Genomic DNA, 10971 nt, shown 5'->3' on the forward strand with positions numbered 1-10971 from the left:
TTGAGGGGAGTTCGGCAACGGATGCGCTTTCTTCGCATTTAACGGATGGATGTTGAAGTTTGAGGGAAGAGGTTCGAGGGAAGAAGGAAAAAATAATGTTATCCGCTTTGCCTCTTTCTTGTTTTTCTACCAATGCCCCATTACCAATTGACAATTACCAATTTCCAGTTAGCAATACTTCGGCTACGCGAGCGTACAAGTTCTCAATTCCCAATTAGAAAACATATTTTTCAGCGACGCGCCAGTAGCGGGAAAAACGCTTCAAATCAATGTAACCATCGTAGCGGACAAAGGGTTCTGGCGGCAAAACTTCTACAGGGATCGATCGCTTAATTTCCCGGCAAATATCCTGAAACCGAGGACTGGGACTTTCCGCAGTCACCACTTGATTCGCGCCGGATTCGATCGCAAAAGCGATAACTTCCGCAGCCACATCGCCCCGCCGAATAACTACCGGCAACTCCAGCAAACATTCGTAAATAAACACCATTCGTTTGAGACTCAACTGCCATTCATCAATGAGCGCATCATCCCAAACCCAGATTGCCGGTGCCTCTGGGTGCGCTTGAAAAGCGGGGCCTTCAGGACTCAAACAGTCGCCGTGCAGCCAAATAATCGGATTGTTCATAAATTAGTAATTGTTGACGGTTGACGGTTGACGGTTGACGGTTGACGGTTGACTACTGCCTACTGACTACTGACTACTGACTTTTATAATTTCTGGGACCTTTTTGATGGTCTTGCCAACTTTTAGAACCGCCGCTGCGATCGACCTTTTCTCCTAAAGGAAACAACTTCCCTTCCAAATATTCGTAAGTTCCCTCAAAATCGCATTGCCCGTACATAGGACAATCGCGACAATAAACCGCCTTAGTGTAACGCTCCAAATTTTCCCGATTAAAAAAATAAGGTTTGTGACTAAAAGTGCTTGCTACCCACTGCCAAGAAAGATTATTGCTCGCCGGATCTCCATCTAGCAAATGTTGCAAAAACCAGCGAGCTCCGGCTTGCCAGCGCACGCGCCGCCAGTGTACGAGATAAGCCGCAGTCCACATCCGCTGGTGGTTGTGCAAATAACCAGTTTCTCGCAACTGGCGACTGAAACTGTCGATGCAAACTAAACCAGTCGTGCCCTCGACGACATCCTGCGGCAGAGTTTCGCTGTAATCTTTAGCAGTGTAACCAGTTTTGTAGGGTTCCCGGTCTTGCCAAATCCCGTTGCCCAATTCGGCGTAAAGTCGCTGCCAATAATCCCGCCAACCCAACTCGTTGACGAGTTTTACGGCATCTTCTCGATGCCGGACCTTCTCCAGCACGGCATCCCGGACTTCCGCAAGACTCAAAACGCCGTAGCGCAAATAGGGCGACAAGCGCGTTACCGCACCGTTGAGGAAATTGCGGGTTGAGGCGTACTTGCCGGGGTCAATTTGTTGCAGGGCTGTCTCGGCTGCTTTCCGCCCGCCTGGGGTTGGGGGTACGCTGCTGTCCCGGGCGTCTGCTGCGGGGAACTGTTCGCGCACGTAGGCTATTAATTCGTCGCGGCTGGCAAATTCCCGCTCCATGTCCTGACTCATTGTTTTCTCAAGCACCTGTTATTGTTTCTTAATGTTAAAGCTATTTGTTCGGGCCTGCGGGGTCGATCGCCCTAAATTGCCCGCTTGCTCCCGGTAACGTAGAGTTTGCCCCAGCAGCAATCGATCGTCGGTTCGCAGCCAAAATTAGCATCAAAGTCAGTACACTCAGGGATAGATATCATACCAAAATCTCATGGAAACTTTTCCGGCGGACGCTCAAGCGATCGCCAGCTTAGCTAACCGACAGCAGCCAGGTACAAAACAACTGGAAAACAGCGAAATTCAAGAGTTCGATCGAGCCATGATGCGCCGCTGCATAGAATTGGCTCGCCGCGCTCTGGGCAAAACCGCACCCAACCCCCTTGTCGGTTCTGTAATTGTCCGAGACGGGAAGATTGTCGGCGAAGGGTTTCATCCCGGTGCCGGTCAACCTCACGCCGAAGTTTTTGCGCTCCGGGAAGCGGGGGAACTCGCCGAAGGAGCGACCGTCTATGTGAACCTGGAACCCTGCAACCACTACGGGCGGACTCCTCCCTGTTCCGAAGCTTTAGTTAAGGCCAAGGTGGCAAAAGTAGTGGCTGGCATGGTCGATCCGAATCCTTTGGTCGCTGGAACTGGGCTGACCCGGTTGCGAGAGGCTGGGATTGAAGTGGTGGCGGGAGTGGAAGGCGATGCTTGCCAAAAACTCAACGAGGCTTTCGTTCACCGAATTTTGTACCGCCGGCCTTTGGGAATTTTGAAATATGCAATGACTTTGGACGGTAAAATTGCTACCAGTAGCGGCCACAGCGCTTGGGTGACAGGCGAGGAGGCTCGGAGCGAGGTACACCGGGTGCGCGTCGGCTGCGATGCTGTGATTGTTGGGGGAAATACGGTGCGTCTGGACAATCCCCTACTGACGAGCCACCAGCCTGATAGGAATAATCCCCTGCGGGTGGTGATGAGCCGCACTCTGGATTTGCCGAAGTCGGCTTGGTTGTGGGAAACCTCTGTGGCGGCTACTTTGGTGCTGACTGAGCCTGGGGTTAACCCGGAATTTCAGGAATTTTTGATCGCCAAAGGGGTGGAAGTTGTGGAACTCTCGCCGCTGACACCGACTAATGTTATGGCTTATTTGTACGATCGATCTTTTCTTTCTGTACTCTGGGAGTGCGGCGGCACTTTGGCGGCCAAGGCAATTGCTGAGGGTGCAGTGCAAAAAATTATGGCTTTTATTGCTCCTAAAATTGTCGGCGGCCAAGCTGCTCCAACTCCTGTAGGAGATTTGGGGTTTTCCGCAATGACTGACGCTTTGACTTTAGAGCGGGTTTCTTGGCGCGCGGTGGGTGCAGATTGTCTGGTGGAAGGCTATTTGAAAATTAAAGATTGAAAGTTAAAAGCGAGTCTTTTTAGTTTTTAATTTTTAACTTTTAACTCCTTTTATGGTTGAAATTCTGATTTGGAGTTTGATGGTTGGCAGTCTCGGCTTGGAGGCTGCGCTCGCGGGTGTATTGGTGAGCCGCGAGCAATTGGCTGCGGGGCAAAAATACGACGAGGAGGAGGAAGTTTTGACTCGGTACGAATCTCAAGAGGATAATTTTAATGCGCCTGAAAATGCGCGCTCGAATGGCAATCCCAAATCCGCTCCTAATGCTGTTGATTTGACGGTTTGGGAGTACAAGATTGTGCGGGCTAGCAGCGATTTGTTTCGCAATCCTGCGATTTTTAACAAGCTGTGCCAGGAAGAGGAGGAAGTTGGCTGGATTTTGCTCGAAAAGCTTGACGACAGGCGGGTGCGGTTCAAACGTCCGATCGCGCTCCGGGACGCCCCGAGGTCTAATTTACCCTTGTTTGACCCTTACCGAACTCATTACGGCCCGCTCTCGAATGCGATGACTTGGGCGGCGGCGATCGTGTTTCTGAGTGCGATCGTGCTTCCTGCTGTTTTGGGCTATGCTTTGGTGTCTACTACTCTAACCAGAAGTCGCTCTAATTGGCCTCCGACACCTGTTCAATCTTTGCCCTCTCCCAGCGGGCAAAAAACTAATAAGTGAAACCAGGAAGATTGGGAATGGGTAACTCTAATTGGTAATTGGTAAATTGACGGCTGTCGAAGCCTTTTTTATAGCAAGTCTAAATCATTTTTCAACCAGATTTTTGTTACGAACCGCGAAGGCGCGTAAGCGATATTATCGCGAAGGAAGACAGGAGAAGTGTGTGTTTGTTGGACTGATTTAGGCTTGCTATATACGTTAGTTATTCTATTTTAAGTTTGGGGGGGTATTTCTGAGGGAGCGGATAGCAATCTCAAGTTATAATTTGTATCGCCTTGAAATTGAGAAACGCGGAGGAAATAAGTCCCCGCAGGCAAAGCCCCATTGCTGACAATTGTTTCTGAAGCCGTGCCTAAATTGTTAGACGAAGCAATAATATCGTCTAATCCAACTGCGCCGTTGCCGTTCAGATCCTGAATTAATTCTACATCAACATCTGCACTCAAACCGTCAACAGTTACACTGAAAAGGCTGGGAGTATTGAGAATGAAACTGTAAATGTCGGCTGGTTCAGCAGCGCCGACAAAATCGCTTGCAGTTTGAATTTCTCCGAGAATGCCCAGGCTTTTTGCTGCGATCAAATTGTCGGCGGGATCGGGGAGAGTGCTCAACAGTCCTTCTTGTTGACCGAATTGAATGTAGTGCTCGATCGCGCTTTTAACTGCGCCGCTTTGGACTGCTGCTGCTACCAGGGGATATTTTTCTAGATAAAAGCTGGGATCGAAGAAAACGCTGGCTTTGCGGTTTTCTAATTGACCGGCTTTGAAGTAGTGTTCAAATGGGGTAAATTGATTGGTTTGGACTGCTGCCTGAACGTCTGGGTTGCTTGCTAGATAAAAATTAAAATCGAAGAATGGGTTTGGGCTGCGAACTTCAAATTGACCGAATCTAATAAAGTGATCGGCTGCTGAAACGCCATTGAGTTTGACTGATACCGCTACATCTGTATTGGTGTCTAAATAATAGCTGGCGTCGAACAGGGCATTCGGGTCGCGATTTTCAAATTTGCCAATTTTTCGGTAGTGATCGAAAGGACTCGATACCGTGCCTCTGGCAACTGCTACGGCGACATCTGGGTTGTTTTCGAGATAAAATTTGCTGTCGAACAGTGTTCTGAGGGTTAGCATTATTAAAAAAATCTCTCTGGACTTTAGTCTGGAAAGTGCACGATCGAGAATCCAGTTTACATCAAAGTTTTGTTTTGTGAGGATGTCTTAATTATGGCTAAATCTACACTGATGGCAATGCTGCGCCGCGCTGCGACTATTGCCCAGAAATCAAGGGAAACGGGCATTCCGGCTGATGAACTGCTGGGGATGCTGACCGATCGCATTCCCAATTCTCCCATATCTCGGCGCCGCTTGCTGCACGGGGGCTTAGCTGCTGCGGGGGCTGTCGCTGCTGCGACTTTTACCAGGGAGGGAGGGGGAGCTTTTGCTCAACAGGGCGGACGATCGCCGATTTTGGTTGTGGGTGCGGGAATTGCGGGTTTGACGGCGGCCTATCGCTTGCGCCAAGCGGGCGTGCGCGCCGATATAATCGAGGCAACGAACCGCGTAGGGGGGCGGATACGCACTATTCCCAAGGTGGCTGGAACGCTAATTCCGGCGGATTTGGGGGGAGAATTTATTGACACCGGTCATACTAATTTAATCTCGCTGGCGACGGAATTGGGTTTGCAGGCGATCGACTTAGCCCAAGTGCAGAGTGGATTGGTGAAGGATACTTTTTTCTTTCAAAGGCGCCGCTTTTCTCTTGAGCAATTAATCGCAGATTTTGCGCCGCTAGCGGCTAAAATTAATGAAGATGTGGAGGCTATTGGAGATAACATTAGCTATCAAGATTTTACGGAAACAGCGGAAAGATTGGACAATCTTTCGATCGCTGAATATCTAGACCAAGCTGATACTAGCACGATTGTCCGGCAGTTACTCCGCATTGCTTACACGGGGGAATACGGTCGAGATCCCGAGGAACAGTCGGCGTTAAATCTGCTGTTTTTAATCGGTTCTGAAGCTGGCAATTTTGAATTGTACGGCAACAGCGATGAGCGTTATCAAATTGACGGCGGCAACAGTCAAATTATCAACCGTTTGGCGGGTCAATTGTCTGGTTCGATCGAGGCGGGGACGGTTTTGGAAGCGATTACTCTTTTGCCGGATGGTCGCTATCGGGTAAATTTGCGATCGGGACTAAGCGCGTTCGAGCGCACTTACGAGCGAGTTTTGTTAACTTTGCCGTTCAGCACTCTGCGAGACGTTAAAATTAACGTACCTTTGCCCCAACCAAAGCGCAGGGCGATCGAGCAATTGGGTTACGGTACTAATTCTAAGCTGATTACTGGCTACCGCAGCCGCATTTGGCGAGAAACGTATCGATCGACTGCTTCTGTTTATAGCGATTTAGGATTCCAGAGTACCTGGGAAGCTACACCTTTTGCCCCTACTCCTAACGGTTTAGTTACTAATTTTACAGGAGGAAAGCAGGGTTTGTCGATCGGTGCCGGAACTCCAGAAGACCAAGCACAAAGATTTTTGAACCAATTTGAAATAGTTTTTCCCGGAGTGAGAAATTTGCGATCGGGCAAAGCTGTGCGAGCTTATTGGCCGGGAGAACGCTTTTTCAAAGGTTCTTATGCCTGCTATTTAGTCGGACAGTGGACGCAAATGTACGGCGTTGAAGGCGAACGAGTTGGCAATTTATATTTTGCCGGGGAACACACTTCGCTGGAAAATCAAGGTTACATGGAAGGCGGTTGCGAAACTGGACAAAGGGCGGCTTTTGAAATTTTGCAAGATTTGGGTTTGATAGCTTCTGCTGATGCTTTGAATGCTCGAACTGCGAGCAGTTTGAACAGTCGCCGTCCCAGCCGGAAAATTCCCGGAGCGCGGAATCTTGGCAATAGAAAGCCGAGTATTAGATAATCTCGTAAGGTGCGCATTGCGCACCTACAGATATGGCGTACAACTTATCAAATAATCTCGTCCGGGTTAATTCCCCGCTCGCGCAAATATTCAGCCAGTCGTTCGGCCCGTTCACGTTCGCGATCGGCCCGCTGGCGTTCTGCTGCTAACTCTTCTACACCCCATAAAAGCAGATTTCCTGCTTCATCCCACCAGCGCAACCAATAGCCTGTACGCTGTTCTTTCTCCCCTCGCCACGTTCCTAAATATAAACCAATATCTGCCATCCAGTGGCGACCTTCCGCGTCGGGAAATTCTAGTTCGTAGTTGCCATTTTGCAAGCGATATACTTCCAGCAAGCCAGTTTCTGGGTCAAAAATGACGTAAGTTGGTACTTGCAGAATTTGTTCGTAAAAAAACCACTTTCCCGGAGGAAAAGTACGTTTAATAGAATATTCCCCACCGTCTGTTTCCGACAAGAATTCCATTACAATGGTCGGGATTTCTCCTTCCAAGTTTGGGGTATAACTTTTGCGGTCTCTTCTAGACTCTGCGGGCAGTACCGACGGTACATAAACCCAATCTGGTGCTTTGATTATTAACTCGCCGTTGACAGTAGCGCAAATGCCAAAGTTGCTGGCTATCAGCATTAGTGGCCCGATCGATCCTCTCAGTTCTAAGATTTCTCGCAATGCTCCAGCAATTAGCGGTTGACCTGTATTCTCCACTGGTTTTTCTTCTAATTGGAAGCCGTCTGGCAACTTCTCCCAAGTTACGATGAGTTCTACCGTTTTTTGTCCTGGGTTATCTTGAGTAACGACCATGACTTTACTTTCTAAAGTTTGATGTCTTATCATAGCATAACGCAACGCGAGCGCAACGCACCGTACTTATAGATATGCAAGCGTAAAATTTATGTAAATTATCTTGTACAATTAATTTTAGATATTCCCGAAAAAATATGAATATTTTACATTTAACAGTAGCTTTATCAAGTTTGCTAATCTCGCCGATATCAGCTCGCCTTTTGCTTGCAGACTCTACAAATACAATTGCTCAAAACTCACCAATTGACGAGCCGTTTTGCTACATAAAAACCCCCGACGGCAAAACAGTAGACTTGGGCAAGTTGTGCGCCAAACAGCCAGCTTCTGGAACTTCCCAAACTTGCATTCCCGGTTCCAACATTTCTGCAAAAGTGTCAATTGCGGCGGCTAATTATGACGGCAAGTTTTTCAGCGGTCAAGTGCTTAATCAAGGCTGCAAAATAATCAAGAATGTCAAAGTCAATTATGAAGTTTTGGATGAGTCAGGCAATTTAATTGACAACGGATTTATCGACGCTGAACCAGTTACTCTTGCACCCGGACAGTCAGCCGTCTTTCGGGGTGCAGTTGTCGCCGGGGCTAAGGTGCAGGCTACTCATGCAGACGGTCAGGAATGATTTTAGATTTGAGATTGTAGATTTTAGATTGAAGAATTGGACAATTAACCCCACGGATGAATCCGGGGGCTTTGTATCCCGGATGCTTTCGGTGAAGAATGATTGTTGAGATTTGTCCGATCGCTGATATCATATTCAGGCTCAGATATCTCTATGACTTACGCAGAGATCCCCCTAAATCCCCCTTAAAAAGAGGGATTTTGAATAATAATAATCTTGTGCCACCCTTACTAAGGGGGGTTAGGGGGGATCGAAGTTTGAATATTATTGCAGAGATCCCCAAAAACAGAATTTGCGAGGGCAAAATATCTTGAAAACTCGATCGACATACTGGCAAATCTTACCCTACATCCGTCCCCAAAAACAAACCATCGGTAAAGCATTAGCTTGTACCGTAGTATTTACCGTATTTTGGCCGATTATAGCGTGGCTGGTTGGCGAAACAGCCAAATTTATAGGCCAAGGAGATTTAAAAGGGTTTGCTGAAATTGCTGCACTCAGCGCCATTATATTTCTACTTCGCGGTACAGCCCAGTACGGTCAAGATACGCTGATGGCAAAAGCAGCTTTGACTATTGCTTTAGAAATCCGCAAAAAAGTCTACTCCCACCTGCAAAAACTCAATCTCGGCTACTTTGAAACTGCCAAAACTGGAGATTTATCCTACCGCCTCACAGAAGATATTGACCGCATTGGCGAAGTCGTAAATAAATTTTTTCATCAGTTTATCCCTTGTGTTTTGCAGCTAATTGCCGTCCTGGGATATATGATTTATCTCAACTGGCAATTAACTTTGGGTGCATTAATTATTGCACCGCTGATGGCTATCTTAATTGGTTGGTTTGGCGAGAGACTGCTGAGTTACTCGCGGCAAAGTCAAAATCGCATCTCTGATTTATCCGCTTTGCTGACAGAAGTATTCAGCGGCATTCGTTTAATCAAAGCATTTGTGGCTGAAGACTACGAAATTGCCCGCTTTGCAGAAGAAGCAGAACAAAACCGCCGCGCTAAGTATCTGTCAGAACGAATAAAAGCACTTCAGTTCGTTGTAGTTGGTTTTCTGGAAGCGATGAGCGTGATTTTGCTCTTTTTCCTGGGAGGTTGGCAAATTGCTCAAGGAAATCTCACAGGTACTCAATTTATCAGTTATATCGCAGGGGTGGCACTTTTAATTGACCCCATTGCCATTACAACTGCTAATTACGGGGATTTTAAGCAGGGAGAAGCTTCTAGCGATCGCATTTTTGAATTATTAGCAATTGAACCAACAGTAGTCGAAAAACCGGGTGCAATTGAACTTCCCCACGTTACCGGAAAAGTCGAATACCGCAATATTAATTTTGCCTATAACTCAGAGACACCCATTCTGCAAAACATGAGTTTGTTGGTGCTTCCCGGAGAAATGATTGCCCTTGTCGGCGCATCCGGTGCGGGTAAAACTACTTTAGTAAACTTGTTACCCAGATTTTACGATCCGCAAGCGGGACAGATTTTAATTGACGGTATTGATATTCAAGATGTCACCTTAAATACTCTGCGGCGGCAAATCGGAATTGTACCGCAAGAAACGATTTTATTTTCGGGTACAATTGCTCAAAATATCGCTTTCGGTCAATCTTATTATGAACTGAAAGATGTGCAAAAAGCTGCGGAGATTGCTAACGCTCATCAATTCATTAGTGAGTTTCCCGACGGCTATCAAACTTGGGTAGGAGAAAGGGGTGTAAATTTGTCTGGGGGACAGAAACAAAGAATTGCGATCGCCCGTGCAGTTCTGCTCGCTCCCAGAATATTGATTTTGGATGAAGCGACATCGGCGCTGGATTCGGAATCCGAAGGTTTAGTGCAAGAAGCGCTGGAAAGATTGATGCGCGATCGCACTGTCTTTATTATCGCGCACCGCTTGGCGACTGTGCGGAGAGCCGATCGCATTTTAGTTTTGGAAAAAGGCAGAATTGTCGAATCTGGGACGCACGAGGAGTTGCTGGAAAAGGGCGATCGATATGCTGGCTACTACGCTCAACAGTTTAGTCAGTAGGCTACGTTAGAAACCGGGTTTTTAGCCGTTTCTGCTGGCCTCAACGAAGTATTCTCGAAAAAAACCCGGTTTCTAATCGCCCGTGGGTCAGTGATGTTCTAGATGAATAGCGCATATACTTAAAATACAACAACTACCCAAGATATTAAACACAACGAGTCAGTACAACCATGCCTGCTAAAGATGCCTTTCACGAAGTCGTTAAAATCGCTCTCCAGAAAGATGGATGGCAGATTACTCACGATCCATACACTTTACAGGCAGGAACTCTCGAACTTTACATCGACTTGGGTGCCGAAAAGGTGGTTGCGGCAGAAAAAGACGGACAGAAAATCGCCGTTGAAATCAAAAGCTTTATTGGCCCATCCAAAATATCCCAATTTTACACAGCTTTAGGACAATTCATTAGTTATCGAGCAGCTTTACAACAACAAGAAACAGACCGCATTTTATACCTGGCAGTACCCAGTAATGTCTACGATAGTTTTTTCACAATGGGGTTTATTCAGTCTTTAGTTCAACAAAATCAAATTCATTTGATGATTTACGATATAGAGCAAGAGGCGATCGCACAATGGCAAATCTAGACCTTTATAGGCAGCACATCCAAAATCTGCTCTCCCAACACGCTAGTCTTGTTTGGGATGAGCGCATTCAGGCTCAAACTATCTTTGATGTCGAGCGCGATCATTATCAATTAGTCTATGTCGGCTGGCGCAATCAGCGGCGAATTTATGGCCCGGTTTTGCACCTGGATATTATGGAAAATAAAATCTGGATTCAGCAAGATGGAACCGAGGTGGGTATTGCTAACGAGCTCGTAGAATTGGGAGTTCCTAAACAAGATATTATACTTGGTTTTGACCCTCCTAATATGCGGAAATTAACTGAATTTGCCATAGGGTAGTGCCCTGAAGGAAAGGATCGAGAGAATAAAACTGAATTCAAAGAAAAGTAGGCATTTAGAGTTGTAAATTAG

General features: G+C 47.0%; 11 protein-coding genes. 7 read left to right on the forward strand and 4 right to left on the reverse strand.

From position 1 onward, the window contains the following. Window positions 1-214: 214 nt before the first annotated feature. Entirely contained in the window at window positions 215-628 is a 414-nt protein-coding gene (locus QUA13_RS23500) for a hypothetical protein (protein ID WP_333202394.1), read from the reverse strand. 73 nt (window positions 629-701) lie between these two features. Continuing rightward, window positions 702-1574, reverse strand: a complete 873-nt coding sequence (locus QUA13_RS23505; protein ID WP_333202396.1) for an FAD-binding domain-containing protein — start codon at window positions 1572-1574, stop codon at window positions 702-704. A gap of 193 nt (window positions 1575-1767) precedes the next feature. On the opposite strand from QUA13_RS23505, the gene ribD reads away from it, so the two are divergent. Together ribD and QUA13_RS23515 are read left to right on the forward strand one after the other, a co-directional pair. Next, a complete protein-coding gene (ribD, locus tag QUA13_RS23510; RefSeq protein WP_333202398.1) occupies window positions 1768-2943 on the forward strand; it encodes a bifunctional diaminohydroxyphosphoribosylaminopyrimidine deaminase/5-amino-6-(5-phosphoribosylamino)uracil reductase RibD in 1176 nt (391 codons plus the stop codon). 52 nt (window positions 2944-2995) lie between these two features. Further along, on the forward strand, window positions 2996-3607 hold the full coding sequence (locus QUA13_RS23515) for a hypothetical protein (protein ID WP_333188212.1): 612 nt from the start codon (window positions 2996-2998) through the stop codon (window positions 3605-3607). Between the two features lie 212 nt (window positions 3608-3819). Here the strand turns inward: QUA13_RS23515 and QUA13_RS23520 are convergent, their stop codons facing one another. Next, entirely contained in the window at window positions 3820-4734 is a 915-nt protein-coding gene (locus tag QUA13_RS23520; protein WP_333202400.1) for a PPC domain-containing protein, read from the reverse strand. 93 nt (window positions 4735-4827) lie between these two features. On the opposite strand from QUA13_RS23520, the gene QUA13_RS23525 reads away from it, so the two are divergent. Then, window positions 4828-6531: an NAD(P)/FAD-dependent oxidoreductase gene (locus QUA13_RS23525; protein ID WP_333202402.1), complete on the forward strand. Its 1704-nt coding sequence runs from the start codon at window positions 4828-4830 to the stop codon at window positions 6529-6531. Window positions 6532-6578: 47 nt separating this feature from the next. Here QUA13_RS23525 and QUA13_RS23530 read toward each other — a convergent pair whose 3' ends face one another. Further along, on the reverse strand, window positions 6579-7334 hold the full coding sequence (locus QUA13_RS23530; protein WP_333202413.1) for a Uma2 family endonuclease: 756 nt from the start codon (window positions 7332-7334) through the stop codon (window positions 6579-6581). Between the two features lie 137 nt (window positions 7335-7471). Between QUA13_RS23530 and QUA13_RS23535 the strand changes: the two genes are divergently transcribed. The 4 genes from QUA13_RS23535 (at window position 7472) to QUA13_RS23550 (ending at window position 10899) form a co-directional block, all read left to right on the forward strand. Next, window positions 7472-7954: an FxLYD domain-containing protein gene (locus QUA13_RS23535; RefSeq protein WP_333202404.1), complete on the forward strand. Its 483-nt coding sequence runs from the start codon at window positions 7472-7474 to the stop codon at window positions 7952-7954. Between the two features lie 310 nt (window positions 7955-8264). After that, a complete protein-coding gene (locus tag QUA13_RS23540; RefSeq protein ID WP_333202406.1) occupies window positions 8265-9992 on the forward strand; it encodes an ABC transporter ATP-binding protein in 1728 nt (575 codons plus the stop codon). A gap of 170 nt (window positions 9993-10162) precedes the next feature. Beyond that, on the forward strand, window positions 10163-10579 hold the full coding sequence (locus tag QUA13_RS23545; protein ID WP_333202409.1) for a XisH family protein: 417 nt from the start codon (window positions 10163-10165) through the stop codon (window positions 10577-10579). Further along, the gene (locus tag QUA13_RS23550) at window positions 10567-10899 is read left to right on the forward strand and encodes a XisI protein (protein WP_333202411.1); all 333 of its coding nucleotides are present in this window, start codon (window positions 10567-10569) and stop codon (window positions 10897-10899) included. Before QUA13_RS23545 ends, QUA13_RS23550 begins: the two co-directional genes overlap by 13 nt. Window positions 10900-10971 lie beyond the last annotated feature (72 nt).

Source organism: Microcoleus sp. S28C3 (genome assembly GCF_036700785.1).
GTDB lineage: Bacteria > Cyanobacteriota > Cyanobacteriia > Cyanobacteriales > Microcoleaceae > Microcoleus > Microcoleus asticus.

Bases quoted from the DNA above. Each gene is read 5' to 3' on its own strand.
- QUA13_RS23535 (WP_333202404.1), top strand. From the start codon at position 7,472: ATGAATATTTTACATTTAACAGTAGCTTTATCAAGTTTGCTAATCTCG.
- QUA13_RS23530 (WP_333202413.1), bottom strand. From the start codon at position 7,334: ATGGTCGTTACTCAAGATAACCCAGGACAAAAAACGGTAGAACTCATC.
- QUA13_RS23525 (WP_333202402.1), top strand. From the start codon at position 4,828: ATGGCTAAATCTACACTGATGGCAATGCTGCGCCGCGCTGCGACTATT.
- QUA13_RS23515 (WP_333188212.1), top strand. From the start codon at position 2,996: ATGGTTGAAATTCTGATTTGGAGTTTGATGGTTGGCAGTCTCGGCTTG.
- QUA13_RS23500 (WP_333202394.1), bottom strand. From the start codon at position 628: ATGAACAATCCGATTATTTGGCTGCACGGCGACTGTTTGAGTCCTGAA.
- QUA13_RS23505 (WP_333202396.1), bottom strand. From the start codon at position 1,574: ATGAGTCAGGACATGGAGCGGGAATTTGCCAGCCGCGACGAATTAATA.
- QUA13_RS23550 (WP_333202411.1), top strand. From the start codon at position 10,567: ATGGCAAATCTAGACCTTTATAGGCAGCACATCCAAAATCTGCTCTCC.
- ribD (WP_333202398.1), top strand. From the start codon at position 1,768: ATGGAAACTTTTCCGGCGGACGCTCAAGCGATCGCCAGCTTAGCTAAC.
- QUA13_RS23520 (WP_333202400.1), bottom strand. From the start codon at position 4,734: ATGCTAACCCTCAGAACACTGTTCGACAGCAAATTTTATCTCGAAAAC.
- QUA13_RS23545 (WP_333202409.1), top strand. From the start codon at position 10,163: ATGCCTGCTAAAGATGCCTTTCACGAAGTCGTTAAAATCGCTCTCCAG.